Below are 24,953 nucleotides of genomic sequence, written 5' to 3'. Positions count from 1 at the left end.
CGTTGTTGCCATGACGACACCCCGTCAGTCGATAACGCCGGCGGCGTTGAAGTGGCGGCGGATGCGTTCCACGTAGACCCCGGCGCGGTCCGAGGACATCACGCCGAGTTCCCGGGGCCGCTCCAGGTCGATGGAGATGATCTCGGCGATCCGGCCGGGACGCGGGCTGAGCACGACGACCCGGTCGGAGAGGAAGACCGCCTCCGGGATCGAGTGGGTGACCAGCACCGCTGTCTGCCCGCTCTCCCGCCAGATCCGCAACAGCTCCACGTTCATGTACTCGCGGGTCATCGCGTCCAGGGCGCCGAACGGCTCGTCCATCAGCAGTACGGCGGGGTCGTGCACCAGGGCCCGGCAGATCCCGGCCCGCTGCTGCATGCCGCCGCTCAGTTCGTGCGGGTACTTCCGCTCGAACCCGTCCAGGCCCACCATCTCCAGCAGTTCCTGGGCCCGCTTGCGGTGCCGGGCCGGGTCGAGCTTCTGCACCTCGGCCGGCACCATCACGTTGTCGAAGATGGTCCGCCAGGGCAGCAGGGTCGGCGCCTGGAAGACCATCCCGACCTGGGGCAGCGGTTTGGTCACCTCCTGCCCGGCGATCCGGACCGTGCCCTGGGACTTCGGGCTCAGCCCGGCCAGGATCTTCAGCAGGGTGGTCTTGCCGCACCCGGAGGGCCCGACGACCGAGATGAACTCGCCGCGCCGTACGGTGAAACTGACGTCGCTCAGTGCGAGAGTCGGTTCGGACTTGCGGGGCTGGTACAGCTTGTGCAGGCCGTCGACCTCGATCCAGGAGCTTTCGTCGACCGTGGCGGGCGTCGGCAACTGGCGGGTCGCGGTTCGGTAGGCCATCGGGTTTCCCTCCGGGTGTCGGTCGGCTAGTTCGCGGTGTAGCTGCCGGCCTGCTGCAGCACCGCGGCCTTGTCGAACTCGTTGGCGCCGCTGAGCAGGCTCGGATCCCACACCTCGCCCAGGTCGACGTCACCGGTGATCTGACCGGCCTCCTTGGTGTAGGCCATGGTCTTGTTCCATTCCTGGTCGCTGATCGCGCCCCAGTCCGGGAACTCCTCCGGCGTACCGGTCGCCGGGGTGGCCGTCTTCAGCCACGCAACGAGGCTCTTGGTGTCGGCCTCGATCCGCGACTCGACCGACTGCCCGCCGAGGATCTGCGGGAACACCTTGTAGCCGATCCGCATCGCCGCCTCGGGGTTCTTCGCCGAGAAGAGCATCGCCTTGTACGAGGCCCGCAGGAACCGGGTGTTGGCGTCGCTGTTCTCGTCGAACGAGCGCGCGTTGACCGCCCACGACAGCGACCGGATGCCGGTCAGCGAGTCGGGGTTGGTCAGGTACTTCAGTTGGGTCCCGGTGCTCTCCATGACCGCGTACGCCTGGGTGTAGAGCGCCAGCGCGTCGACCTGGCCGCCGTTGAGCGCCGTCGCGGCCGGCGCGCCGACCCCGACCGGGAGCAGTTCGACGTCCTTCTCGGGGTCGAGGCCGGCGGCCCGGACGTACGCCCGCGCGTACGGTGCGGAGCCGGACGCCAGGCTGATCACGCCGATCTTCTTGCCGCGCAGGTCGGCGCCGCTGGCGATCGGGCTGTCCGGCTTGACCGCCATCACCCAGGGCCAGTTCTGCACCAGCCCGCCGACCGCCTTGACCGGCACGTTCTTCTCGACCGCGCCGAGGACCGAGCCGCTGTCGGCGGCGGTGACGCTGGCGCTGCCGGACGCGACCGCCTGCAACGCGGCCACCGAGCCGTCGGTGTTGATGGTCTCCACCGTCAGGTTCTCCTCGGCGTAGTAGCCGAGTTCCTGCGCGACCGCGTACGCGGCCACCTCCTCCTTCGGTCCGATCACCGCGGAGGCGATGGCGAAGGTCAGCTTGGCCGGGGCGCCGTCGGCGCCGCCGCTGCCGGAGTCGCCGCTGTTGCAGCCGGTCAGTACGAGGGTGGCGGCGAGGGCCCCCACGAACACCCGTATTCCATGTCTCATCTCGAAATACCTCGTCACGAGTCGGGATCGGCGATGGCCGGTCGTTCGACGGCCAGGTCGTTGTAGACGTGCTGTTCGGTGATCAGCCCGTCCTGGAGGAGGAACACGTCCGCGTAGCGGATGCGGTCGAAGGGCTCCCCGTCGTTGCCCTCCCCGTAGAGCGTCCCGAGCGAGGTGACACAGATCCGGTCGCCCTCGGTCCCGACCAGGTACCGGTCGCGGTGCTTGCGCACCCAGCGGTACCGTCCGGTCGCGGCGGCGGCCATCTCGGTCAGCGAACCGAAGACCCGGCCGCCCGGAAAGACGATCAGCGCACCGGGGGCGAGCAGCCGCCCGGCCTCGGTCAGCTCGCGGTCCTCGCAGAGCTGTAGATAGCGGTCGATCAGGCCGGCCGGGTCCTCGGTGCCCATCAGCGGCCGCGGGTCTCGATCGCGGCTTCCCACTGGTTGCGCAGCGGGTGCTCGGCCGGCCCGTCCTCGGTGAGGATGCGGATCAGCCGGGCCTGCAACCCGTCGCGGTCGGCGTCGAACGCCACCCGCTCGGCGCCGGTCGGCTCGAACCCGTCGACGGCGTCGGCGTCGAGCTGGCCGCCGCGCACCAGCAGCGTCTCCAGCGCCCGCACCCGCTGGCGGGTGACGTGCAGGTCGGTGGCGAGCTGGAGGACCAGGTCGAACAGCTTGCTGGTCTTCGGGTCGCCCAGATAGTCGAATTCGCTGCTCATCATGCCTCCGGCTTCGTGGCGGAAAGGACCGCCCAGGGGAAGTGCCACTCGACCCGGTCGCCCCAGCCCTCCGGCCGTACGCCGTGGGTGCGCTCGTCGAAGGGGGTCCAGGAGGCGTCGGTGAGACCGGCCTGCGCGCAGATCTCCAGCAGGTCGCTGCCGAACAGCGCGTGGAAGAAGGGTTCGTTGTTGCGCTCGGCGTGCTCGTACACCGTGGCGTCGCGCAGCGGGTCGCCGGTGAGCTGGAACTCCAGGAACCGCAGGGCGCCGCCGGGCTTGAGCAGGCGGGCCGCCTCGACGATGGTTTCCCGGATCGCCTCGGCCGGCATCTCGTGCAGGACCATCGTCCCGGTGACCACGTCGCAGCTGTCCGCCTCGATGCCGGTGGCGCGGCCGTCGGCCTGCCGGAAGTCGATCGCCAGGCCGGCGGCCTCGGCCTCGGCGTGCGCCAGCCGCAGCCCGGGGGCGGCGAAGTCGACGCCGATCACCTCCGCGCCCGGGTACCTGCCGACCAGCGGACGGGTGCTCTTGCCGAATCCGCAGCCGATGTCGACGACCCGGGTCGCACCGGGTACGTCCGGCAGCGCGGTGTCGGTGAACAGCGTGTGGAACTTGTAGCCGTCGTTGTCGCGCAGCATCACGATCCGGGCGCCGAACTCGTACACGTACGCCGACAGGTCGTCGGAGAAGAACCCGCCGGGCTGGATGTGGATGTCGTAGTCGGTGTACCAGGACGGCAGGTCCAGGCCGGCGTCGAGCGCCAGGTTGCCCTTCGGCCGCTCCGGCCGGTCGAGCTGGTCGATCAACTCGTCGGCGCGGCGCAGGACCGCGTCGCCGGCCAGCTTCCACAGCATCTTCTGCTGCACCCGCTCCAGGTGGCTGAACCACGGATAGAGCGGCAGGTCACGCAGCCGGGTCCCGGCGTCGTCGATGGTGGCCGCCGGCTCGCCGGTGGCACGGTACTCCTGCGCGAGTGCCGGGTAGACGGTGTCGGCCCAGCGCTTGCGCAGGTTCAGTACGAAGTCGACGGCGGAACGCTCGTCCAGGGTGAGCCGTTCCTCGACATCGAACATGTCGGGTCTCCTGTCGGTCGGTCGGTCTGGTCATGGCGGCGGTCGGAGTCGGGTCGGGCCCGGGCGCCGCCGGCGGGTACGCCCCCGGTCAGTGGGCGAGCAGCACCCGGCGGGCCGGGCCGGTGTCGTGGCGGCCGAGGAACGCGCCGGCCAGGCGTCCCTCGTAGACGGCTTCGAAGGCGGTGCGGGGCGCGTTGGCGTCGCCGACCAGGTGGACCCGTGGTCCGTCCGGCCGGGACTCCAGCGCCCGGTAGAGGTCGTCGTCGGCGGTCGCGGCGCCGGCGTCGACGACGGCGGTGATTCCGGCCAGCGGCTCCGCGTCCCCGGTGAGCGGGTCGATCAGCTCCACGGTGGACGGTCCGGCGGCGTGCGCCGTACGCATCAGGTGGAGTCGTACGCCCAGCTGGCGGAACCGGTCGAGCAGGGCGAGTTTGGAGTAGGTGGTGATCCGGGCGCTGACGCCGGCGGTCGGCGAGACCAGGTGTACCCGGGCGCCGAGCCGGGCGAGCTGCTCGGCGACCGAGGCCGCCGCCCAGGTGCCCTCGTCGTCGAGCACCACCACGTCGCCGGTGAGCGGCGCGGCCGGCTCGACCAGGTCGGCGACGGCGGTGGCGAGGTCGAGCACCGGCGGGCCGCCGGGCAGCTCGCGGCGCGCCGGGCGGGCGCCGGTCGCCACGATCACGTCCTGGAAATCGCCGGCGAGCACGTCGGCCGTGTCGATCCGCTCGCCGAGGCGTACCTCGACGCCGGCGGCCGTCACGGCGCGGGCCAGGTCGTCGGTGAGCAGGCCGAGCCGTTCCCGGCCGGGGACGCGGGCGGCCAGGGTGACCTGGCCGCCGAGCCGGTCGCCGGCCTCGGCCAGGGTCACCCGGTGGCCGGCGCGGGCGGCGCTCAGCGCCGCCTCCAGTCCGGCCGGCCCGCCGCCGACGACGAGTACCCGGCGGGCGGTGCCGGCGGACCGGTCCGACCAGGCGTCCGCCCATTCGCGTTCGGCGCCGACCTCCGGGTTGACCACGCAGGAGATCGGCAGGCTGCTCTCCAGCCGTCCGATGCAGCCCTGGTTGCAGGCCAGGCAGGAGCGGACCTCGTGGTGCCGGCCGGCCATCGCCTTGCGCACCAGGTGCGGGTCGGCGATGTGCGGGCGGGCCAGGCCGACCAGGTCGGCGTCGCCGTCCGCGACCAGTTCGGCCGCCTCGGGCAGGCTGTCGAGCCGGCAGACGGCGAGCACCGGCAGGTCCGGGAACTCGCGTTTGAACAGTGCCGCGTGGTGGCGGAACGGAGCGTGTCCGAAGCTCATGTCGGCCATCTGCGTCGCCAGCGAGTAGCTGCCGTGGTAGGCGGAGTGGCTGACGTGGACGAACGCCAGCGGGAACTCGGCGCGCAGCGTCGCGACGATCTCCACCACGGCGTGCGGGTCGAGGCCGCCGGGCAGGAACTCGTCGGCGCTGACCCGCAGGCCGACGGGCAGGTCGCCGGCGGCCGCGAACACCGCGGTCAGCACCTCGCGGGTCAGCCGCAGCCGGTTGGCCGGGCTGCCGCCGTACGCGTCGTCGCGCAGGTTGGTCTTCGGGGAGAGGAACTGTTGCAGCAGGTGGCCGTGTCCGGCGTGGACCTCCAGCCCGTCGTACCCGGCTTCGCGCATCCGGCGGGCGGCGGCCGCGAACGCGGCGACGACCACCGCGATGTCGGCGCGGCCCATCGCGTGCGGCACGTGGGCGCCGGTGGCCCACGGCAGCGGCGAGGCGGACCAGGCCGCGGTGCGGGTCGCGTCGCCGTTGGCCTGCCGCCCGGCGTGCATGATCTGGGCGAACAGCGCCGCCCCGTGCTGGTGTACGGCGTCGGCGACGGCGGCGTACGCGGGGATCGACGCGTCGTCGAAGCTGCCGAGGCTGATGTGCCGCCCGGCGCTGGTCGGGTGGACGCGGATCGCCTCGGTGACGATCAGGCCGACCCCGCCGGCGGCCCGTTCGGCGTGGTAGGCGGCGTGCCGTCGGGTGGGTTCGTTGGCGCGCCCGAAGTTGGTTGTGTGTCCTGGTACGAAGACCCGGTTGCGTAACGCCACCCGGCCAAGTTGGACCGGCGTGAAGAGCCGGTGCAGATCATCGACGGCCATGTCCGGACCCCCTCTCGAGGCTGTCCCGCTTGACCGAGCGGCGCTGGCCCTGTTCCGATCTGCCGTACGCCGTTCGATTGAGGGGAACGCTAGAACGGGCTCCGATCGCCAGTCAACAGTTCGTCGATTTTTAACTTTGTGTAGCGGCCCGGTGGCGGGCGCCTGTCACCGTTGTTGCCGTGCGTGATGTTTCGCCCTGGTCAAGGGCGTGATGCCGGCAGGTTCCGGGGGTGCCGGCCGGGATGCCGCGGTGCCGGAGGTGATCTCGGAGGGGGGTGGCGGCTCCCGCTGACCGGCGTTCGGCCTGGAGGTCCACGGTGTCGGCGTGCCGGGTTGCTGCGCTCCGGGCGCGGCCCGGTCGGCGGGGTGGCTTCGGTCTCGAATTCACATCGCCTTGTCTCAATTTTCTTTGTCATCGGAATTGCGAATGGAGCGGGCTGTGTAAGAAATGGCAATTGATCGGCGACGGCCAACTTGTCGATGGCTTCTGGCGTTCTTTCCGGGCCGGAAACGGCGCCCTTGCGGCAACTCCGGCGTCCCGGCGGCCAACACCTCCCCGGCCCGGTTTACCCAGGCTCTCACCGTCGGCGCGACCAACCGCACCGACACCCGCCCCACCTGGTCCAACTACGGCACGGCGCTCGACCTGTTCGCCCCCGGCGTCGACATCACCTCGGTCTGGCGGACCAGCGACACCGCGACGTACACCGGGCGGCACCTCGTTCGCCGCACCGTACGTCGCCGGTGCCGCCGTGATCTATCCCAGCGGCAACCCGACGGCCACCCCGGCCACGGTCAACTCGGCCGTCCCGACCGTCGGTTGCCACCCCGCCCGCGTCGGCAGGCGTGAACCGCGCATTTGCGGGAATGCGCGCCGCGCCGCCGGTGACCGGCGGCACCACCATCGGACCGAGGAGAGGCGAATGGGCGGTAGGAACAATGGGCGGTAGAGACTCGATGGACGTCCGCTCGGTGACGGACGCCCTCGGCATCCAGCGGGAATCCGAGGACCGCGAACCGCAGTCGATGGCACGCATCCTGGGCTGGTTCAGCCTCGGCCTGGGCGTCGCCGCCCTCGCCGCGCAGCCGGCGGTCAGCCGGCTCTGCGGTGTCGACGACTCCCCGACGGCGCGGACCGTGCTGCGAATCGCCGGCGCCCGGGAACTCGGCACCGCGGCGGCGCTGCTGATCCCGCGCCGGGCCCGGTGGGGGATGTGGGCGCGGGTCGCCGGCGACGCCGTCGACCTGGCCGCGTGCGCCATGGCGATGCGGGACCGGCAGGGGGACCGGCGGCAGCGCCTGACGTACGCGACGCTGGCGGTCGCCGGCATCGCCGCCGTCGACCTCTACACGGCCGTACGCACCACCCGGGGTGCCCGGCGCACGACCGGTGACCGCGTCCGTGCCTCGGTGACGGTGAACCGCGGCGTCGAGGACACGTACCGCTTCTGGCACGACTTCGAGAACCTGCCGCGCTTCATGTACCACCTCGAGTCGGTGCGGACGACCGGTGACCGGCGGTCGCACTGGACGGCGAAGGCGCCGGCCGGGCAGACCGTGGACTGGGAGGCGGAGGTCGTCGACGACCGCCCCAACGAGCTGATCATGTGGCGTTCGGTCGCCGGCGGCGGGCTGCCGAACTCCGGCTGCGTACGTTTCGTCCCGGCCGGCGGCGGGCGCGGCACCGAGGTACGGGTCGAACTCGGGTTCACCGCGCCGGGTGGCAGGTTCGGCGCGCGGATCGCCAAGCTCTTCGGTGAGAACCCGCACCAGCAGATCTGCGACGACCTGCGGCGGTTCAAGCAGGTCATCGAGACGGGCGAGATCACCCGGTCCGACGGCAGCCCGGAGGGGACCAGCCTGCGACAACAGATGATGCAGCGCCCGGCGCAGCCGCTCGCGACGCGTTGACCGGAAGGTGAGGGAACATGAGAGCGAACTGCTGGGTCGCCCCGAACAACGTGGCGGTCGAGGACGTGCCCGATCCGCGGATCATCAACCCGCGCGACGCCGTCGTACGCGTCACCTCGACGGCGATCTGCGGATCCGACCTGCACCTGTTGCAGGGCTACCTTCCGGCGATGAGGAAGGGCGACGTACTCGGCCACGAGTTCATGGGCGAGATCGTCGAGTTGGGCAACGGCGTACGCGACGGACTGCGCGTCGGCGACCGCGTCGTCGTCGCGTTCCCGATCGCCTGCGGGAACTGCACCTCCTGCGAACGCGGCCTCTACTCGCTGTGCGAGAACTCCAACCCCAACGCGGCGGTCGCCGAGCTGGCGATGGGGCACTCACCCGCCGGCATCTTCGGCTACTCGCACCTGCTGGGCGGCTACGCCGGTGGGCAGGCGCAGTACGCGCGGGTGCCCTTCGCCGACGTCGGCGCGCTGAAGATCGAGGACGACCTGCCGGACGAGAAGGTGCTGTTCCTGTCCGACGTGCTACCCACCGGCTACATGGCCGCCGAGATGTGCGACATCAGCCGCGGCGACGTCGTCGCCGTCTGGGGCGCGGGACCGGTCGGCTACTTCTCCGCCGTGAGCGCGTTCCTACTGGGCGCGGGCCGGGTCATCGTCATCGACCGGTTCCCGTACCGCCTGCGGCTGGCCCGGGAGCGGGCGGGCGCCGAGACCATCAACTACGAGGACACCGACGTCATGGACGCGCTGCGGGAGATGACCGCCGGCCGGGGGCCGGACGCCTGCATCGACGCCGTCGGGATGGAGGGCCATCACGCGTCGGCGGCGCTGCACGCGTACGACAAGGCCAAACAGACGGTGAAGGCGGAGACCGACCGGCCGCACGCGTTGCGCGAGGCGGTGCTGAGCTGCCGCAACGGTGGCACGATCTCGGCGATCGGCGCGTACACCGGCTTCATCGACAAGTTCCCGATGGGGTCGTTCATGAACCGGTCCCTGACCATGCGGTCGGGGCAGGCGCACGTGCAGCGCTACATGCGCCCGCTGCTGGACCGCATCCGCAAGGGCGAGATCGACCCGAGCGCCATCATCACCCACACCATGCGCCTGGACGACGCGCCGCACGGCTACGACATCTTCAAGAACAAGCGGGAGGACTGCGTCAAGGTCGTCCTGAAGCCGTGACCGAGGGTGGCGCGGGGCCGGGCGCACCGGCCCCGGCGGGTCTGTCCGGCCTCAGTGTTCCCGGTAGGTGGCGTGGTCGAAGTCGGCGTACGCGCCGTCGGCGCCCAGGTCCTGCACCCACAGGCCGAGGAAGGCGCCGGTGAAGCCCCAGGCGGCCGGCTCGCCGTCGACCATGATCGCGGCGTGCTCGTCGGACAGGGTGGTGGCGTCGAACCGGGCCGGCAACTCGTCCCAGCCGTCACCGAGGTCGTACGCGAAGTGCAGCACCGGACCGTCGAAGGTCACCCGCAGCCCCACCGGGCCGGCGGTGTCGGCGTCGACGCGCAGCCCGGGGTGGGCGGTCAGCCGGCCGCTGTCACAACTGAGCACCTCGAGCACCCGCCGGCCGTCGTCGGCCCGGGTGAGGTAGGCGTAGTACCAGTTGGCGGTGTTGTAGTAGCCGGTCACGCCGGCGAGTTTCCGGTGGTCGGCGGGGTCGAACTCCAGCACCGTCTCCAGTGAGCAGTGCGTGGCGCCGACCCGGCGGGCGACCAGGCTCGGTGCCTGCCGGCCGACAGGCGACTGCCCGCCGTGTATCCGCAGGTGGGAGGGGCGGCTGGTCAGGTCGACCCAGTCCGGGGTGGCCGGCCGGCGCAGCGTGGACCAGGCGGTGCGTAGGCGTGGCTCGTCGAAGTCGTCGCTCGCCGGCTCCGCCGGCCAGGGGTGTGCGGGCAGGTCGGGGGCGGCGATCTCGTCGGCGGGAACCCCGCCCGCGACGGCGGGCCAGTCGCCGGCCGGCCAGTCGACGGGCTGGAGCGCGGTCTCCCGCCCGAGCACGCAGTTGCCCAGCGGGCTGTACGGCCGCCCGACGAGGTGGGCCAGATACCACTGCCCGCTCTGGGTGCGCACCAGGCTGCCGTGGCCGGCCTTCTGCAACCGCAGGTGGGGGCGGCCGGCGGAGGTCAGCAGCGGGCCGGCCGGGTCGGTCAGGTACGGCCCGAGCAGGTTCCGGGACCGGGCGACGGTCACCTGGTGTTCCCAGCTCGTGCCGCCCTCGGCGGTGACCAGGTAGTACCAGCCGTCGTGCCGGTAGAGGCGCGGCCCCTCGGTGACACCGGCCTCGGTGCCGGCGAAGATGAGCCGGGCCTGGCCGACGAGGCGGCGCGCGGCCCGGTCGTAGCGCTGGATCTCGATGCCGCCGAAGCGGTCGCGGCCGGGGCGCCAGTCGGCGCTCAGGGCCAGCAGCCAGCTCGTGCCGTCGTCGTCGTGGAAGAGCGAGGCGTCGAACCCGTGGGCGTGCAGCCGGACCGGGTCCGACCAGGGGCCGCCGATGTCGGGCGCGGTGATGAGGTAGTTCTGCGGGTCCCAGTAGCCGCTGGCGAAGCTGGCCACGTCGCTGTACACCAGGTGGAACAAGCCATCCACATAGGACAGATCAGGTGCCCATACGCCGTTGGAGTCGCCGGCGCCGCGCAGGTCGAGCAGGCGCCGCTCGGTGATGATGCCGCCCAGTGCCCGCCAGTGCACCAGGTCGCGCGAGTGGTGCACCCGCACCCCGGGATACCACTCGAAGGTCGAGGTGGCCAGGTAGTAGTCGTCGCCCACCCGCAGGATGGACGGGTCGGGATGGAAGCCGCTCAGGATCGGATTGCGGATCGACGTGGCGGCCGTCGCCACCCCCGCGATGTCGGTCGACATGTTTCGGCCCTCCAGGTGTGCCGCTTCCGGCGACTTTCCGAAAGTTTTGATCAGTCGCGCTCAGGTCTTGGCACACGGTATCCGTCTTGTTCTATGCAGGACAGCCCTTGACCCGTGCTGTATCGGCGTCGTAACGTGCCGGTCATCGATGGAAGCTGCTGACTCCAGCCTGAAAGTTTCGGCCATTCTCCCCGTATGTTCCGGTGCTGAGCCGGCATCCGAGTGCCCTGCAACCACCCCCGAAGGGACGGATCAAGACAATGCGCCTCTCCCGTAGATCCCTCATGGGCCTCGCCGGTGCCAGCGCCGGCGCGCTCCTGCTCGGCGCCTGCAGCGACGACGCCACCGACCCCGACGGTGCCCAGACCGTCAACTGGTGGCACATCCAGAACACCGAGCCGATGCTCTCCGTCTGGGCGGCGATGGCCAGGGAGTACGAGGCGGCCCGGGGCAACCTGAAGGTCGAGATCCAGCCGCTGGAGAACGAGGCGTTCAAGGCCAAGCTCACCACCGCCACGCAGGCCGGATCCCCACCCGACCTGTTCCAGTCGTGGGGCGGGGGAGTGCTGCGGCAGCAGGTCGAGGCCGGCCTGGTCAAGGACCTCACCGCCGACGTACAGCCGTGGATCGGCAACCTGCTGCCGGTGTCGGTCGAGCCGTTCACCATCGACGGCAAGATCTACGGCATTCCGTTCGACGTCGGCATGGTCGGCTTCTGGTACAACAAGGACCTCTTCACCCGGGCCGGCGTCGCGGCCGTACCGACCACCTGGACCGAATTCCTCGCCGCCGTCAGCCGGATCAAGGCCGCCGGGATCACCCCGATCGCGCTCGCCGGCAAGGAGAAGTGGCCGGCCCACTTCTACTGGTCCTACCTGGCCATGCGGATCGGCGGCCCGACCGCCCTGCAGCAGGCCGGCACCGACGCCAACTTCGACACCCCCGACCTCGTCGCCGCCGGCACCCGCTTGAAGGAACTGGTCGACCTCGCCCCGTTCCAGAAGGACTTCCTCGGCGCCGACTACAGCTCACCGGACGGCCAGGCGGCCACCATGGTCAACGGTGGTGCCGCGATGGAACTGATGGGCCAGTGGGCGCCGTCGGTGCAGGCATCGCTGTCCGCCGACAAGAAGGGCCTGGGCGACAAGCTCGGCTTCTTCCCGTTCCCGGCCGTCGACGGCGGCAAGGGCACGGTGTCCGACGTGTTCGGCGGGGGCAACGGCTTCGCCGTGGGACGCGACGCCCCGTCCGCCACCGTCGACTTCCTGCGCGCCCTGCTCGAAGCGGGCAACCAGCGCAAGTCCGCGGCCACCGGCGCGGTGCTGCCGACCGTACGCGACGCGGTGGACGCGATCGCCGACCCCAACGGCAAGGCGGTCGCGGCGAGCCTGGCCGCGGCGACCGGCTTCCAGCTCTACCTCGACCAGGCATACCCGCCCGCGCTCGGCCAGCAGGTCAACGACAGCGTCGCCGAACTGGTCGCCGGGTCCAAGACACCTGAGCAGGTCGTCAAGGACATCACCACGGTGGCGAAGAACCAGTGACGTGACCCGCCTTCCCGATCCCGCCACCCCCGGCGACCGGCGAGCGGAGCGGTCACGGTGACCCGATCCGTGACCGGTCCGCGCCCCGACACCGCGGCCACGCCCGCCCGGCCGAAGCCGACGGCCGCCCCACGGCCCGACCGCCGGCCCGGCCTACGCCGCCTGGGCACGATCCTCTTCTTCCTCGCCCCGGCCCTGGTGCTGTTCCTGCTCCTGGTGATCGTGCCGATCCTGGTCGCCGGCTACACCAGCCTGTTCAAGTGGAACGGCTTCAACCTGCCCGAGGACTTCGTCGGCCTGGACAACTTCAGCCGCGCCCTCGGCGACCCGATCTTCCAGGGCGACCTGCGGCGCGCACTCGTCCTCATCGTCCTGTCGGTCGTCATCCAGTTGCCGGTGTCGCTCGCCCTGGCCCTGCTGCTCAACCAGCCGCTACGGGGCCGGGCCGTCTACCGGCTGGTGTTCTTCGCTCCGTACGTGCTGTCCGAGGTGACCACGGCGGTCCTGTTCACGCTCGTCTTCTCACCCAGCCGGGGCCTGGGCAGCACCGTGCTGGGCTGGTTCGGCGCCGCCGAACTCGGCGGCTCGATCTTCGCCGACCCCGGCACCGTCCTCTACGCGGTGTTCTTCGTGATCTCCTGGAAGTACTTCGGCTTCCACATGATCCTCTACCTGGCCGGCCGGCAGGGGATACCCCGGGAACTGACCGAGGCCGCCACCACCGACGGGGCCAGCGGATGGCAGGTGTTCCGGCACGTCACGCTGCCACTGCTCGGACCGACGATCCGGATCAGTCTCTTCCTGTCGATCATCGGCACCATCCAGCTCTTCGACATGGTGTGGGTCCTCACCGGCGGCGGCCCGACCCACGCCTCCGAAACCCTCGCCGTGACGATGTTCCAGTACGGCTTCCGCCGCTTCGAGGTCGGCTACGCCAGCGCCATCAGCATCGTCATGTTCCTGCTCAGCCTCGTCTTCGCCCTGCTCTACCAACGCTTCGTCCTGCGCCGCGACCTTGAGGGCGCACTCACCACGAGGGGGGTCCAGCGGTGACCGGGACCCAGGCTCACCTGCGGAGAACCGTCCTGCACGTCGTCTCGATCGCCATCGGCGCGCTCATCGTCGTACCGATAGGGTTCGGGGTGCTCGGCGGGTTCAAGGACAACGGGCAGCTCTCCACCAACCCCCTCGGCCTGCCCGACCCGTGGGTGCCGGAGAACTACCTCGGCATCCTCACCTCCGAGGTCTTCTGGCGGCAACTCGCCAACAGCACGCTGATCGCACTGGCCACGGTGGTCGTCGTCGTGGGGGCCTCGGCGATGGCCGCGTTCGTGTTCGCCCGGTTCACCTTCCGTGGCCGGGAAGCCCTGTTCACCCTCTTCGCGGCCGGGTTGATGTTCCCCTTCACGGTCGCGATCCTGCCGCTGTTCATCCTGCTGCGCAGCCTGGGGCTGCTCGACAATCCGCTCGGGGTCATCCTGCCCCAGGCCGCGTTCGGGCTACCGGTCACGATCATCATCCTGCGGTCGTTCTTCCGCGGCATCCCCGGCGAGGTGGAGGAGGCGGCGACCCTCGACGGCTGCGGCGCGTTCGCGTTCTTCTGGCGCATCCTGCTGCCGATGGCCCGTCCGGCCCTGGCCACCGTCTCGGTCCTGGCGATCGTGGCGAGCTGGAACAACTTCATGCTCCCGCTGGTCGTCTTCACCGACCAGAGCTGGTGGACCCTGCCCGTCGGCGTGCAGGCGTTCCAGGGCCAGTACGCCGACGACACCGCCCGCGTGCTGGCGTACGTCGTCCTGTCCATGGTGCCCGCCCTGGCCTTCTACGCGGTCGCCGAGCGGCAACTGGTCGCCGGGCTCGCCGGTAGCGTTAAGGGCTGACCCCCGACCACCGGTGGCCCCGACCTCACCTACGGTGCGGTAGGGGCCACCGCCCCCCAGGCCCCCACCCGTGCCTGCGCAGCGAGAAGGAGCAAGCCGCAGTGGACGACAACCGCAGGGTCACCATCGCCGTGATCGCCCGCGAGGCCGGCGTCTCGGTACCCACGGTGTCCCGGGTCATCAACGGCCGGTCCGACGTCTCCCCGCAGACCCGCGAACGCGTCGAGGAGGTGCTCAACCGCCACGGCTACCAGCGCCGGCCCACCGCCGTACGCAGCACCTCCGGCCTGATCGACCTCGTCTTCAACGACCTCGACAGCCCGTGGGCGGTGGAGATCATCCGGGGCGTCGAGGACGTGGCGCACGCCGCCGACGTCGGCACCGTCGTCTCCGCCATCCACCGCAAGACCTCGTCGGCCAAGCAGTGGCTGAACAACATGCGGGCCCGTACGACCGAGGGCGTCATCTTCGTGACCTCGGTGCTGGAGCCACCGCTCCAGGCCGAACTGCGCCGGCTCAACATCCCCGTCGTCATCGTCGACCCGGCCGGCCTGCCCACCCAGGGCGCCCCGACCATCGGCGCCGCCAACTGGACCGGCAGTCTGCGCGCCACCGAATACCTGATCGGGCTCGGCCACCGCCGGATCGGGTTCATCGCCGGCCCCGCGCAACTGCTGTGCAGCCGCGCCCGCCTCGACGGCTACCGCGCCGCCCTGGAAGCCGCCGGGCTGCCCATCGACGACGACCTCATCCGTCCCGGCAACTTCTACCACGAGGCCGGCTTCACCAGCGGCAACGAACTGCTCGACCAGCCCGACCCGCCCACCGCGATCTTCGCCTCCAGCGACCAGATGGCCCTCGGCGTCTACGAGGCCATCCGCCGCCGCGGCCTGCGGGTCGCCGACGACGTCAGCGTGGTCGGCTTCGACGACCTGCCCGAGGTGCGCTGGTCGTCGCCCCCGCTCACCACGGTCCGCCAGCCGCTGGCCGAGATGGGCCTGCTGGCCGCCCGTACGGTGCTCCGCCTGGCCCGGCGCGAGAAGATCGAGAGCCCGCGGGTCGAACTCGCCACCGAACTTGTCATCCGCGACAGCACCGCACCCCCGCCGGGCAAGGCGCGCTCCACCACCGGACCGGTTGCCGGGACGACCTCCGGTGGGCACGTCTGATGACGGCACCCGCCGCCGGATGACCTTCCTCGCCGTGCCCGACATCGCGGATCACGGCAGGGTCGGGCTACCGGCTGGTCGGCGGGAATGCCGGCGGCCCTGGTGGGAAGTCGCAGGACTGCCGGTCAACCGGGGAAAGGTGGGTGTTCGATGGGACGAGGACCGAAGTCGGGCGGCGGCAGCGCACGGCTCGACGCGATACGCAACGGAACGAAACGGCGACGGGTTGCGTTCGCGATGCGGGCCGAGGAACTGGCGGCGCAACTCGGCGTCCTGGTGGGGCGCAAGGCGGCCAAGGCCGGCCGTAAGCGGCCGTTGCGGACCGAGCGTGGCGGCCAGCACGCGACGCGCAGCGCCGGCGCGGTCACCCGCGGGGTGAAGGGGACGAGGATGAGCCGGCGCAACGGCCGCAAGCTCGGGCTCGGCCGCAAGCGGGTCAGCCCGGTCTGAGGGCCGCAAGCGGGTCAGCCCGGCCTGAGGCGCCGGATCACGGGAACGCCGTCCCGCGTCAGGAGGCGCGGGACGGCCGCCCGGTCACCCGGTGCCCTGGCCGTGGACGCGGCCGTCCCGCCCGAGCTTGGACCGCCCCTGGTCGCGCTCGGTCGAGGCGGTGCCGGTGGCGGTCCGCTGGTGGCGGCCCTTCTCGGACTGCTCCACGGTCGCGCCCTGCCGGCCGCGGGCGCCGCTGCCCGGGTGGCGCCGGGCGCGGGCCGACTCCGTACGGTTCGCGTTCCTGCCGGTGTGACTGCTCATCGCGGGCTCCTCTCGAGGTGCCGGTCAGTCACCGCCTTCCCCACAGTCCCGGCGTCATTCCACCGGTGCCGGGGCAACTCGTCCCGGCGGGTCCACCAGCGTCTGTATCCACCGGCGCAGCGCGCTGTCCGGCACGGTCGCGCAGTAGCGGCGGAACAGGTCCCGGCTCTCCTCGCGGAGGATGCCGCCCACGATGCTCGGGGCCGAGAACCAGGCCAACTCGCGGTCCGGGCGCCAGTTCGCGGCGACCGCGACTCCTTAGTCGTCCGGGGACTCCAGCGCGAAGTAGACCTCGTCGACCCGCAGCGCCATGGCCGTCCCCAGGCACATCACGCACGGTTCGAGATTGACCGCCAGGCGTAGGGGGTGCGGCCGTCGGCGCCAGCCCAGCGCCTCGTCCGCCTCGATCATCGCCAGCAGGTCGGCGTGCACGAGCCGGCGCCCACGGGCCTTCTCCTGCGTGTAGGCCCGGCCGATGATCTCGTCTCCCATGACGACCACGGCCCCGATCGGTTGTTCGCCGGCGGCCAGACCCGCCTCGGCGACCTCCAGCGCGGCCCTGACCATCTCGTCCGGCGTCATCGGGTGAGTCTAGATCGGACAGTCCTGCCGGGACGGTACCCGAGGTCGTCGCGCACGGTGCGGCGGCGCGGTCGGGACCGACCGCGCCGCCTGGTGTCGCCGTGTCTACCGGCGGGTGATGTCGGATTCGTTGTAGATGCAGTTGACGCCGTCCGCGCCCTCACCGATCTTGGTCGGCTCGCTGCCCTTCGGCACACCCCGGTACTTCTCGCAGATGACGGTGTTGCCGTAGACAGTGATGTTGGAGAAGCGGGCCGTGTCACCCCAGTTGGTGTTGATACCGGCGAGCGCCTTCGTGCTGCGCGCCGTGATGTTCTGCATCACCACGTGCCGCTGGTACGACGTGCTGCAGTTACCGCACGCCCGGTAGAGCTTGCCGGCGTTCTCGACCTGGAAGTTGCGGATGGTGAGCGTACCGCCGCCGTTGTGCTGGAAGACCTTGTCGCTGGCGGAGCGGGCGCCACCGCCGTCGACGAGGTAGGTGCTGCCGCCGCGGAAGGTGGCGGCGTCCTCGCCCACGTCCTCCCACCAGACGTTGATCAGGGTGCAGTTGCCCTCGCAGTGCACGCCGTCACCGGCGGGCGCGCCGATGATGACGTTGCGCAGGGTCGCGCCGGGAGCCAGCACGAACATCGGGTCCTGGCTCTCGCCCTGGCCGCCGTCGCCGATGCCGTAGTAGCGCTTGAGACCGCCGTCGAGGCCGCTGCTCGGCACCTGGATGGTGTCGTTGACCTTGACCTGGCTGGTCGGCGACGGCCAGGCGCCCGGCGGCGGGGTGGTCGGCGGCGGGGTCGTCGGGTTCGGGCCGGGCGTGGTCGGCGTCGGGTTGGTACCGCCGCCGGTGTTGACCGACACGTCGTCGAACGACGCGCTGGCGTACACGGTCTGCAGGCCGATCCGGCCGGCCGAGATGGCGCTGTTGGACGCCGACGCGAACTGGGTGCCGTTGACCCGGCCGCGGATGGTGCTGCCGGACACCTCGATGGCCAGGGTGTACCAGGAGCCGGTGGAGACCGACTGGGTCGTGCTGCCGAGTACGGTCACCGAGCTGCCGCTGACCGCCTGCAACTGGACCTGGTTACCGGGTACGAGGGCCAGCCGGTAGAACTTCGTCGAGCCCGACGCGCGGGCCAGCAGTCCGACGTGGCCGTTCGATCCGAAGCTGAGCGGCTTGACCCGGGCCTGGACGGTGTAGTTGGTCCAGCCGGTGTCGCCGGCGAACTGGCGGGCGTTCTCGCTGCCCGCGTTGGTCTGCCGCAGGACGCTGGAGCCGTCGCTGACCACGCTCCAGGTGCCGCCGGACTTCGACCATTCGCTCGTGCTGCCGCTTTCGAAGGTGGCGTCGAAGACGGTGGCCGCGTTGGCCAGGTTGGTGAATCCGATGGACGCGACCGTGACGACGGCCGCGCTGCCGACAGCGAGGGCGGTTGTCCGCAATCGCCGGCGGAAGGTGGGGGAACCACCCATGGTGAACCTCCGGGAAACGGGCGCCTGTCAACCAACCCTGACAGGCTCGTGATGGGGGATGGCGTGCATTGGCCGTTGCCCCGACACGAGCGCACCACCTGCGGGAAAGCGCATTCCGCCGGATGAACGTAACGCCGCCGACATATTCCGTCAAGACAAGTGGATCGATGTCCCCTGCGGATCATGGCAGGGGTCGGGGGCGGCTGTCGAAGCATTGACGACCATTCGCCGCCGCCCTACCCTGACCGACGGGAAAGCCCTTTCTTGGCATCCTCGATCCGTCTGGCACCACCGGAGTCCGGGCCTCCGCGTACGGCGCCGATCGAGGGACATCCCCTGACCAGGAGGAACCTGTGCCCGACAAGCGCACCACCGGCCGCCGGGGCGTACTCGCCACCGTCGGCGCCGCGGCGACCGCCACCGCCCTGGCCGTCACCATGGTCTCGACGGCCCACGCCGCGACCGTCTACTCCGACAACTTCGACGACGGCGACAGCGGCGGCTGGTCGAAATCCGGCGGCACCTGGGCGGTCGTCACCGACGGCTCCCCGGTGTTCCACCAGTCCAGCGCCAGCAGCCAGCTCGCCCGGCAGTTCGCCGGCCAGACCGGCTGGACGGACTACACCGTCCAGGCCCGGGTCAAACCGGTCTCGTACGGCTCCGGCGGCCTGGCCGCCCTGGCCGCCCGCTCCAGCAGCGCCACCAGGATGTACCGGCTGGCCCTGCTCGGCAGCGGACGCGCCGAACTCCAGGCCGTGAACGGCAGCGCCATCACGTCGCTCGGCTCGGCCACCGGCTTCGGTGCCGCCGGCACCTGGCACACGCTGCGGATCGAGGTCAGCGGCAGTACGATCCGCGGCTTCGTCGACGGCACCCAGGTCGGCAGCGCCACGAACAGCCTGGTCACCGCCGGCCGCATCGGACTGGTCACCGCGTACGCCAGCGCCAGCTTCGACGACGTCACGGTCGACTCCGGCGGCTCGACCCCGCCGACCACCCCGCCCCCCACCACTCCGCCGCCGACCACCCCGCCACCCACGACGCCGCCACCCACGACCCCGCCGCCGGCCGGTGACCAGCTCGTCGTCGCCCCGAACGGCGACGACGCCGCGCCCGGCACCGTCGCGCAGCCGCTGCGCACCATCCAGCGCGCCGTCGACCTGGTCCGCCCGGGCGGGACGATCGCCCTGCGGGCCGGCACCTACGCCCCGACCAGCAACATCCAGGTCCTCAAGAGCGGCACCGCGTCCGCGCCGATCACCATCACCCGGTACGGCACCGAACGGGTCCTGATCGACGGCGAGCAGTTGCCGCACACCCCCGCACCGCTGAACGGCAGCATCCCCAACGCCGAGCGGGGCGTGTTCCACATCGAGGCGTCGTACTGGCGGTTCGTCGGCCTGGAGATCGCCAACGGGCCGTACGGCATCCTCTGCCGGGACTGCGGCAACAACGTCTTCGACCGGCTGGTCACCCGCGACAACTACGAGACCGGCCTGCACATCCAGGGCGCCTCCAGCAACAACCAGGTGCTGAACCTGGACGCCTACGGCAACCGGGATCCCCGCAAGAACGGGGAGAGCGCCGACGGGCTGGCGATCAAGGAAGGCTCCGGCTGCGGCAACGTCGTCCGCGGAGCCCGGTTGTGGAACAACGTCGACGACGGCTTCGACGCCTGGGAGTTCCTGTCCCCGATCCTGATCGAGAACTCGGTGGCGTGGGGCAACGGCGTCAACCGCTGGGGCTTCCCGAACTTCGCCGGCGACGGCAACGGCTTCAAGATGGGCGGCGGTGACCCCGACGACCCGGCGGTCGCGCACACCGTCCGCAACAGCATCGCCTTCGACAACGCCCAGGGCGGCTTCGTCGACAACGGCAACCCCGGGTCGATGACGTTCTCGCGTAACACCGCCTGGGACAACGGCGGCACCGGGTTCAACGTCTCGCGCTCGCGGTCGACGCTGACCGGCAACCTGTCGGTGAGCAACCGGACGGCGGTGTCGATGGGGACCTCGACCGGCAGCGGCAACTCGTGGAACATCGGCGGCACCTGGAACGACGCCAGCCTGGTCAGCACCAACCCGGCGGTGATCACCGGCCCGCGTACGGCGGCCGGCGCGATCCCGTCGTCGAACTTCCTGCACCCGGTCTCCGGGGCGGCGGTCGGCGCCCGGATCTGACCTCGGCCCGGCCGGCGACCGTGGTCGCCGGCCGGGCACCGTGCGGCTCAGCGGGCGAGCAGGTCGGAGATCGCCTTCACGATCTCGTCCGGCGCCTCCTCGGCCATGAAGTGACCGGCGGTGGTCGTCCGGTGCTCCAGGTCGGGAGCCCACGCCCGCCAGACCGCGCCCGCGTCGTAGCCGAGCTGCGCGCCCCAGTCCTGCTGGACGACGGTGACCGGCATCCGCAGCCGGTTGCCGGCGTCGAGGTCGGCCCGGTCGTCGTCGATGTCGACGGTCGCCGACGCCCGGTAGTCGGCCACGATCGACGGTACGGCCGCCGCGCTGGCCCGCAGGTACTCCGCGCGGACGTCGGCGGGAACGGCATCCGAGCCGGTGCCCCACGCGTCGAGGAAGTGGCCGAAGAACGCGTCGGCGCTGTTGGCGATCATCGTCTCGGGCAGTCCCGCCGGCTGCGCCATCAGGTAGAGGTGGAACGCGACCGAGGCCGACACGCCGTGCAGCACCTGCCACGTGTCGAGGGTGGGTACGACGTCGAGGCAGGCGAGGTGGCTCACCGCCGCCGGGTGGTCGAGCCCGGCCCGGAACGCGACGAGGGCGCCCCGGTCGTGGCCGGCCAGCGCGAACCGGTCGTACCCCAACGCGGTGGCGAGGGCTACGACGTCGGCGGCCATGGTCCGTTTGGCGTACGCCGCCGGGTCGTCCCCGGCCGGCTTGTCGCTGTCGCCGTAGCCGCGCAGGTCCGGGCAGATGACGGTGTGGTCGGCGGCGAGCGCGGCGGCGACGTGCCGCCACATGAGGTGGGTCTGCGGGAAGCCGTGCAGCAGGACGACGGGGCTGCCGCTGCCGCCGACGGCGGTGTTCAGCGACACCCCGGGGGCGACCGGGACCCGCCGGTACTCGAAGCCTGGGATCGTGATGGTCACGGTGTTCCTTCCGATGTCCGTGGTCAGGTGACCCGACCACCGTCGCGCGCCCCGATCAGCAACGGATCAGCACGACCACCGGGCGTTGGGAGGCGGACAATGGCGCGGTGACGGTCGTCTTCGAGGTGCTCGGGCCGGTCCGGGCGGTCGGCCCGGCCGGCGACCCGCTGGATCTGAAGGGGCCACGGCACCGCGAGGTGCTCGGCCGCCTGGTCGCCGCCGAGGGGCGGGTCGTGACCGTCGACCGGCTGGTCGACGACCTGTGGGCGGAGCCGCCGGCGGGCGCCGTGGGGGCCGTACGCACCTTCGTGGCGACCCTGCGCCGGGCCCTCGAACCGGAACGCGCCCCGCGTACGCCGTCCCGCCTGCTCGTCTCACGGGGCAACGGCTACGCGTTGTGTCCGTCTCGCGACGCCGTCGACGCCTGGCGGTTCGAGGACGCCGTCGGGGCGGCCCGGCAGGCACCCGCGCGGCGGGCGGCCGACGATCTCGACCGGGCGTTGGGCTGGTGGCAGGGGACCGCCTACGCGGAGTTCCCCGACCCGCACTGGGCCCGGGCCGCGCGCGGGCGGCTGGACGAACTGCGGCTGCACGCCGTCGAGTCGCGGGCGGCGGCGTGGCTCGACCTCGGCCGCGCCGCCGGGGCCGTACCCGACCTCGACGCCCTGGTCGCCGAGCATCCGTGGCGGGAACGGGCGTGGTGGCTGCTCGCCCTGGCGCTGTACCGCGACGGCCGCCAGGGGGAGTCGCTGGCGGTGTTGCGCCGGGCCCGGGAGACGCTGGTCGACCGGCTCGGCCTCGACCCGGGCGACGACCTGCGGCGCCTCGAGGTCGACGTCCTCAACCGGTCCCGCCGGCTCACGGCGCCGGTGCACGACCACGACCAGCCCTGGGCCCGCGCCACCGCCCAGTACGAGCGCACCGTCGCGGCCGGGTCGCGGACCGGGCTGCGGTCGACGGTCGACCTGCTGCGGACCCTCGCGGTCACTGGGGGCGAGAACCTCGTCGCCGCCCGCGAGCAGCGGTTGGCCGCGATCCTGGCGGCCGAACGGGCCGGCGACCCCGAGCTGACCGCGCGCATCATCGGGGCGTACGACGTACCCGCCATCTGGAGCCGGTCCGACGACGCGGCACAGGCGCGTCAGGTGGTCGACGCCGCGCGCCGTACCCTCGCCGCGCTCGGTCCGGCCGGCCCCGATCCGGTCCGGGCCCGGCTGCTGACCACGATCGCTATCGAGAGTCGCGGTACGGACGACCCGGACGCCCGCCGGGCCGCCGGGGAGGCCGAGCGGATCGCCCGTGAGCTCGGCGACCCCGCGCTGCTGGTGTTCGCCCTCAACGGCGTCTTCCTGCACACGTTCACCGAGGCGGGCGGTGCCGCGCGCCGGGACGGGATCGGAGCCGAGATCGTCGACGTCGCGTCCCGCCACGGCCTGACCACGTACGAGATCCTCGGGCACCTCGTACGGCTCCAGGCCCGGGCGGCGGTCGCCGACCCGGCCGGCGCGGACACCCACGCCGCCGCCGCCGAACACCTGGCCGAGCGGCACGAGTCGCCGCTCGTGGCCGTCTTCACGCGGTGGTACCGCGCCATGCGGGCCGCCGCGACCGGCGCGGAGCCGGGAACCGTCGCGGCCGCCTACCGGGAGGCGGCGCGGCTCCTGTCCGAGGCGGGCATGCCCGGGCTCGAACAGGGGCTGCTCCCACTCGCGCTGCTCTCGCTCCGGCTCCTGCACGGCCGGCCGGCACCGACCGGTCCCGGCCTCGACTACGGGCCGTACGAGCCGTGGGTCCGCCCGCTGGTGCTGCTGGCCGAGGGCGACCGGCCCCGGGCCCGGGCGCTGTTGCGTACGGTGCCGCGGCCGCCGCCGGACCACCTGCTCGAGGTGCGGTGGTGCCTCGTGGGTGAGGCCGCCGTCGCCACCGGCGACCGGGAACTCGCCGGCCGCGCCCACGCCGCCCTCGAACCGGCCGCCGGCGAGCTCGCGGGCGCGGGAAGCGGGCTGCTGACCCTCGGCCCCACGGCCCGCTGGCTGGGCCGGTTGGCCCGGGTCGCGTCGGCCTGACCCGGGCCGACCGCTCAGCGGGTCTCGGCCAGGATGGCGTCGATCTGGCCCATCGCCAGACGCATGCCCTCTTCCATGCCCATCGCCGCCATCTGCTCCAGTTGGTCGGCGTCGACGAACTTCGAGACGACGGTCATCCGGGTCCGGTCGCCGACGGCCTCGAGCGTCACGGTGCCGTGGGTGGGGGCGATGTCGTCCACCGGTTCGCCGTCCTCACCGGCGAAGCCGTCGTCGAACTCGAGCCGGTGCGGCGCGTCGATGGCGGTGATGGTCCACCAGCCGCGGGACTTCTCACCCTCGGGGCCGGTCATGTGGTAGCGGGACCAGCCGCCGACCACGAAGTCGTGCTGCTCGAAGGTGGCCGGCCAGGTCGGTGGGCCCCACCACCGCTCGAGCTGGCGCGGGTCCTCCCAGAGCCGCCAGACCCGTTCGACACCGGCGTCGAACTCGGCGACGAACGTCAGCGTCAACGCCTGGACGTCCTTGTCGATGCTTATCACGCTCACGGCTGTTCCCCTTCTCGGTCTTCGGCCAGGATCTGTTCCATTGCCCGGGCGCGGTGCCGCCAGAGCCGTTCGTACGCGTCGAGCAGCTCGGCCGCCCGCCGCAGCGCGGTGACGTCGATGTGCACGACCTGCTCCCTTCCGCGTCTCTGCTTGACGACGAGTGCGGCCCGTTCCAGTACCGCCACGTGTTTCTGCACCGCCGCGAAGCTCATCGGGTAGTTCCGCGCGAGGGCGGACACCGACTGCTCCTCGCGGATCACCCGGGTGAGGATGTCGCGGCGGGTGGCGTCGGCCAGGGCGTGGAAGATGCGGTCCACTTCCGCCTCGTCCAGCTCACCTACAACCATGTGGTTGTACGTTAGTGGCGGCGGGTGCGCGGCGCAAGCGGGTTCGAGAACTCGGGTTGCCGTCTCAAAATCCCGAAAATGGTCCCGTAATTAGTCTCGATTGAGGTGCCGGTAGAGGGTCGCCCGACCCACCCCGAACTTGGCGGCGATCTCGTCCACGGTGTGCGTGCCCGTCGCGTGCATCGCCCGGGCGCTCGCGATGTCGGCCGCCGACAGTGCCGGCGGGCGGCCGCGCCGCGTCCGGTCCCCCGCCCGCGCCGCCGGCCGGGGCTCGCCCTCCAGCAGCCGGTGTACGCCGTCGAGCATGTCCTCGCGCAGCGTCGCCGTGTCGGCGTCGGTGTAGAACACGATCGGGTCGCTGACCATCGCGATCGCCTGGGTGGCCCGCACCCGTTCCCGCTGGTCGGCGTCCGGCCCGGCCACCAGTTCGTTGGCCTGCGTCGCCACCGCGAGGATCCGCCGGTAGACCGAGTTGCGGTTCAGGATCGCGATGTCGTTGACGAGCATGCCCAACGGCTCGCGGTGCTTCAGCAGGGTGTCGAGCCAGCCCTCGATCATCGCCCACCGGCGCGGTCCGGGGGGTTGCCTGGCGGCGTGCGCGGCCACCGCCTCCAGGTCGGCGACGAACGGTTCGACCAGTTCGCCGGCGAGGTGCTCCTTGGTGGGGAAGTGGTAGAGGATCGCCGCCTTGGTCAGCCGCAGGCTGTCGGCGATCTCGCGCAGCGACGTGCGCTGGTAGCCCTTGCGCACGAAGAGGGCGGCGGCCGCGCGCAGGATGCGCGACCGGGTGTCCGTCGCCGGCGCCGTGGTGTCCATCGGTCGATCGTAGTCCCGCCCTGACCGATGGTCATCCAGGC

25 protein-coding genes are annotated in these 24,953 nt (G+C 71.7%); 10 read left to right on the top strand and 15 right to left on the bottom strand.

Annotated features, from left to right (window positions below; genetic code table 11):
* Positions 1–24 precede the first annotated feature (24 nt).
* The 6 genes from QCD66_RS20850 to QCD66_RS20825 all read right to left on the bottom strand — a co-directional run bounded on the left by QCD66_RS20850 (position 25) and on the right by QCD66_RS20825 (position 5,895).
* The gene (locus QCD66_RS20850; RefSeq protein ID WP_357538979.1) at positions 25–849 is read right to left on the bottom strand and encodes an ABC transporter ATP-binding protein; all 825 of its coding nucleotides are present in this window, start codon (positions 847–849) and stop codon (positions 25–27) included.
* A gap of 26 nt (positions 850–875) precedes the next feature.
* A complete protein-coding gene (locus tag QCD66_RS20845) occupies positions 876–1,988 on the bottom strand; it encodes an ABC transporter substrate-binding protein (protein ID WP_375732829.1) in 1,113 nt (370 codons plus the stop codon).
* Between the two features lie 14 nt (positions 1,989–2,002).
* Complete coding sequence (locus tag QCD66_RS20840; protein ID WP_357516219.1) at positions 2,003–2,398, bottom strand: nuclear transport factor 2 family protein; 396 nt, start codon at positions 2,396–2,398, stop codon at positions 2,003–2,005.
* A complete protein-coding gene (locus QCD66_RS20835; RefSeq protein ID WP_364206869.1) occupies positions 2,398–2,709 on the bottom strand; it encodes a hypothetical protein in 312 nt (103 codons plus the stop codon). The genes QCD66_RS20840 and QCD66_RS20835 overlap by 1 nt, the downstream gene beginning before the upstream one ends.
* The gene (locus QCD66_RS20830; RefSeq protein ID WP_375732828.1) at positions 2,709–3,782 is read right to left on the bottom strand and encodes a class I SAM-dependent methyltransferase; all 1,074 of its coding nucleotides are present in this window, start codon (positions 3,780–3,782) and stop codon (positions 2,709–2,711) included. The genes QCD66_RS20835 and QCD66_RS20830 overlap by 1 nt, the downstream gene beginning before the upstream one ends.
* An 88-nt stretch (positions 3,783–3,870) precedes the next feature.
* On the bottom strand, positions 3,871–5,895 hold the full coding sequence (locus QCD66_RS20825; RefSeq protein WP_375732827.1) for an FAD-dependent oxidoreductase: 2,025 nt from the start codon (positions 5,893–5,895) through the stop codon (positions 3,871–3,873).
* Positions 5,896–6,343: 448 nt separating this feature from the next.
* Between QCD66_RS20825 and QCD66_RS20820 the strand changes: the two genes are divergently transcribed.
* From QCD66_RS20820 to QCD66_RS20810, 3 genes are all read left to right on the top strand, one after another.
* Positions 6,344–6,745: a S8 family serine peptidase gene (locus QCD66_RS20820; RefSeq protein ID WP_375732826.1), complete on the top strand. Its 402-nt coding sequence runs from the start codon at positions 6,344–6,346 to the stop codon at positions 6,743–6,745.
* Between the two features lie 107 nt (positions 6,746–6,852).
* A complete protein-coding gene (locus tag QCD66_RS20815; RefSeq protein WP_407566742.1) occupies positions 6,853–7,806 on the top strand; it encodes an SRPBCC family protein in 954 nt (317 codons plus the stop codon).
* A 17-nt stretch (positions 7,807–7,823) separates the two neighbouring features.
* Positions 7,824–8,999 (top strand): zinc-dependent alcohol dehydrogenase, encoded by a 1,176-nt coding sequence (locus QCD66_RS20810; protein ID WP_364206861.1) that lies wholly within the window; start codon positions 7,824–7,826, stop codon positions 8,997–8,999.
* Between the two features lie 51 nt (positions 9,000–9,050).
* On the opposite strand, the gene QCD66_RS20805 is transcribed toward QCD66_RS20810, so the two are convergent.
* Positions 9,051–10,676: a glycoside hydrolase family 43 protein gene (locus QCD66_RS20805; protein ID WP_364206859.1), complete on the bottom strand. Its 1,626-nt coding sequence runs from the start codon at positions 10,674–10,676 to the stop codon at positions 9,051–9,053.
* A 260-nt stretch (positions 10,677–10,936) separates the two neighbouring features.
* On the opposite strand from QCD66_RS20805, the gene QCD66_RS20800 reads away from it, so the two are divergent.
* The 5 genes from QCD66_RS20800 to QCD66_RS20780 all read left to right on the top strand — a co-directional run bounded on the left by QCD66_RS20800 (position 10,937) and on the right by QCD66_RS20780 (position 15,719).
* Positions 10,937–12,220: an extracellular solute-binding protein gene (locus QCD66_RS20800; protein WP_375732824.1), complete on the top strand. Its 1,284-nt coding sequence runs from the start codon at positions 10,937–10,939 to the stop codon at positions 12,218–12,220.
* 57 nt (positions 12,221–12,277) lie between these two features.
* A complete protein-coding gene (locus QCD66_RS20795) occupies positions 12,278–13,273 on the top strand; it encodes a carbohydrate ABC transporter permease (RefSeq protein ID WP_375732823.1) in 996 nt (331 codons plus the stop codon).
* A complete protein-coding gene (locus QCD66_RS20790; protein ID WP_364206853.1) occupies positions 13,270–14,100 on the top strand; it encodes a carbohydrate ABC transporter permease in 831 nt (276 codons plus the stop codon). Before QCD66_RS20795 ends, QCD66_RS20790 begins: the two co-directional genes overlap by 4 nt.
* Positions 14,101–14,201: 101 nt before the next feature.
* Positions 14,202–15,269 carry a LacI family DNA-binding transcriptional regulator gene (locus tag QCD66_RS20785; protein ID WP_375732822.1) on the top strand — a complete coding sequence of 356 codons (1,068 nt, stop codon included), beginning with the start codon at positions 14,202–14,204 and terminating at the stop codon, positions 15,267–15,269.
* A 150-nt stretch (positions 15,270–15,419) separates the two neighbouring features.
* Positions 15,420–15,719 carry a hypothetical protein gene (locus QCD66_RS20780; RefSeq protein WP_375732821.1) on the top strand — a complete coding sequence of 100 codons (300 nt, stop codon included), beginning with the start codon at positions 15,420–15,422 and terminating at the stop codon, positions 15,717–15,719.
* An 84-nt stretch (positions 15,720–15,803) separates the two neighbouring features.
* Here QCD66_RS20780 and QCD66_RS20775 read toward each other — a convergent pair whose 3' ends face one another.
* From QCD66_RS20775 to QCD66_RS20760, 4 genes are all read right to left on the bottom strand, one after another.
* Positions 15,804–16,022 carry a hypothetical protein gene (locus QCD66_RS20775; RefSeq protein ID WP_357538965.1) on the bottom strand — a complete coding sequence of 73 codons (219 nt, stop codon included), beginning with the start codon at positions 16,020–16,022 and terminating at the stop codon, positions 15,804–15,806.
* A 54-nt stretch (positions 16,023–16,076) separates the two neighbouring features.
* Entirely contained in the window at positions 16,077–16,241 is a 165-nt protein-coding gene (locus QCD66_RS20770) for a hypothetical protein (protein WP_375732820.1), read from the bottom strand.
* Positions 16,242–16,280: 39 nt separating this feature from the next.
* A complete protein-coding gene (locus QCD66_RS20765) occupies positions 16,281–16,604 on the bottom strand; it encodes a nucleoside deaminase (protein ID WP_375732819.1) in 324 nt (107 codons plus the stop codon).
* 105 nt (positions 16,605–16,709) lie between these two features.
* Entirely contained in the window at positions 16,710–18,071 is a 1,362-nt protein-coding gene (locus QCD66_RS20760) for a pectate lyase (RefSeq protein ID WP_375732818.1), read from the bottom strand.
* Positions 18,072–18,424: 353 nt separating this feature from the next.
* Here QCD66_RS20760 and QCD66_RS20755 point away from each other — a divergent pair, with 353 nt between their 5' ends.
* Positions 18,425–20,251 (top strand): right-handed parallel beta-helix repeat-containing protein, encoded by a 1,827-nt coding sequence (locus QCD66_RS20755; protein WP_375732817.1) that lies wholly within the window; start codon positions 18,425–18,427, stop codon positions 20,249–20,251.
* A gap of 47 nt (positions 20,252–20,298) precedes the next feature.
* Here the strand turns inward: QCD66_RS20755 and QCD66_RS20750 are convergent, their stop codons facing one another.
* Complete coding sequence (locus QCD66_RS20750) at positions 20,299–21,177, bottom strand: alpha/beta fold hydrolase (RefSeq protein ID WP_375732816.1); 879 nt, start codon at positions 21,175–21,177, stop codon at positions 20,299–20,301.
* A gap of 107 nt (positions 21,178–21,284) precedes the next feature.
* Here QCD66_RS20750 and QCD66_RS20745 point away from each other — a divergent pair, with 107 nt between their 5' ends.
* Complete coding sequence (locus QCD66_RS20745) at positions 21,285–23,243, top strand: BTAD domain-containing putative transcriptional regulator (protein ID WP_375732815.1); 1,959 nt, start codon at positions 21,285–21,287, stop codon at positions 23,241–23,243.
* Positions 23,244–23,257: 14 nt separating this feature from the next.
* On the opposite strand, the gene QCD66_RS20740 is transcribed toward QCD66_RS20745, so the two are convergent.
* The 3 genes from QCD66_RS20740 to QCD66_RS20730 all read right to left on the bottom strand — a co-directional run bounded on the left by QCD66_RS20740 (position 23,258) and on the right by QCD66_RS20730 (position 24,912).
* Positions 23,258–23,749 (bottom strand): SRPBCC domain-containing protein, encoded by a 492-nt coding sequence (locus tag QCD66_RS20740; protein WP_375732814.1) that lies wholly within the window; start codon positions 23,747–23,749, stop codon positions 23,258–23,260.
* Complete coding sequence (locus QCD66_RS20735; RefSeq protein WP_357538958.1) at positions 23,746–24,096, bottom strand: helix-turn-helix domain-containing protein; 351 nt, start codon at positions 24,094–24,096, stop codon at positions 23,746–23,748. Before QCD66_RS20735 ends, QCD66_RS20740 begins: the two co-directional genes overlap by 4 nt.
* A 90-nt stretch (positions 24,097–24,186) precedes the next feature.
* Positions 24,187–24,912: a TetR family transcriptional regulator gene (locus QCD66_RS20730; protein WP_375732813.1), complete on the bottom strand. Its 726-nt coding sequence runs from the start codon at positions 24,910–24,912 to the stop codon at positions 24,187–24,189.
* Positions 24,913–24,953 lie beyond the last annotated feature (41 nt).

This window comes from Polymorphospora sp. A560 (genome assembly GCF_045781765.1).
In the GTDB taxonomy this organism is placed as follows: domain Bacteria; phylum Actinomycetota; class Actinomycetes; order Mycobacteriales; family Micromonosporaceae; genus Polymorphospora; species Polymorphospora lycopeni.
Note: the sequence above shows the minus strand (reverse complement) of the source record. Positions and strands in the feature narration are given on the sequence as shown.

Excerpts from the sequence above, each read along its gene's own strand:
- QCD66_RS20850 (WP_357538979.1), bottom strand. The coding sequence starts at position 849 with ATGGCCTACCGAACCGCGACCCGCCAGTTGCCGACGCCCGCCACGGTC.
- QCD66_RS20845 (WP_375732829.1), bottom strand. The coding sequence starts at position 1,988 with ATGAGACATGGAATACGGGTGTTCGTGGGGGCCCTCGCCGCCACCCTC.
- QCD66_RS20840 (WP_357516219.1), bottom strand. The coding sequence starts at position 2,398 with ATGGGCACCGAGGACCCGGCCGGCCTGATCGACCGCTATCTACAGCTC.
- QCD66_RS20835 (WP_364206869.1), bottom strand. The coding sequence starts at position 2,709 with ATGAGCAGCGAATTCGACTATCTGGGCGACCCGAAGACCAGCAAGCTG.
- QCD66_RS20830 (WP_375732828.1), bottom strand. The coding sequence starts at position 3,782 with ATGTTCGATGTCGAGGAACGGCTCACCCTGGACGAGCGTTCCGCCGTC.
- QCD66_RS20825 (WP_375732827.1), bottom strand. The coding sequence starts at position 5,895 with ATGGCCGTCGATGATCTGCACCGGCTCTTCACGCCGGTCCAACTTGGC.
- QCD66_RS20820 (WP_375732826.1), top strand. The coding sequence starts at position 6,344 with ATGGCAATTGATCGGCGACGGCCAACTTGTCGATGGCTTCTGGCGTTC.
- QCD66_RS20815 (WP_407566742.1), top strand. The coding sequence starts at position 6,853 with ATGGACGTCCGCTCGGTGACGGACGCCCTCGGCATCCAGCGGGAATCC.
- QCD66_RS20810 (WP_364206861.1), top strand. The coding sequence starts at position 7,824 with ATGAGAGCGAACTGCTGGGTCGCCCCGAACAACGTGGCGGTCGAGGAC.
- QCD66_RS20805 (WP_364206859.1), bottom strand. The coding sequence starts at position 10,676 with ATGTCGACCGACATCGCGGGGGTGGCGACGGCCGCCACGTCGATCCGC.
- QCD66_RS20800 (WP_375732824.1), top strand. The coding sequence starts at position 10,937 with ATGCGCCTCTCCCGTAGATCCCTCATGGGCCTCGCCGGTGCCAGCGCC.
- QCD66_RS20780 (WP_375732821.1), top strand. The coding sequence starts at position 15,420 with ATGGGACGAGGACCGAAGTCGGGCGGCGGCAGCGCACGGCTCGACGCG.
- QCD66_RS20775 (WP_357538965.1), bottom strand. The coding sequence starts at position 16,022 with ATGAGCAGTCACACCGGCAGGAACGCGAACCGTACGGAGTCGGCCCGC.
- QCD66_RS20765 (WP_375732819.1), bottom strand. The coding sequence starts at position 16,604 with ATGACGCCGGACGAGATGGTCAGGGCCGCGCTGGAGGTCGCCGAGGCG.
- QCD66_RS20760 (WP_375732818.1), bottom strand. The coding sequence starts at position 18,071 with ATGGGTGGTTCCCCCACCTTCCGCCGGCGATTGCGGACAACCGCCCTC.
- QCD66_RS20735 (WP_357538958.1), bottom strand. The coding sequence starts at position 24,096 with ATGGTTGTAGGTGAGCTGGACGAGGCGGAAGTGGACCGCATCTTCCAC.
- QCD66_RS20730 (WP_375732813.1), bottom strand. The coding sequence starts at position 24,912 with ATGGACACCACGGCGCCGGCGACGGACACCCGGTCGCGCATCCTGCGC.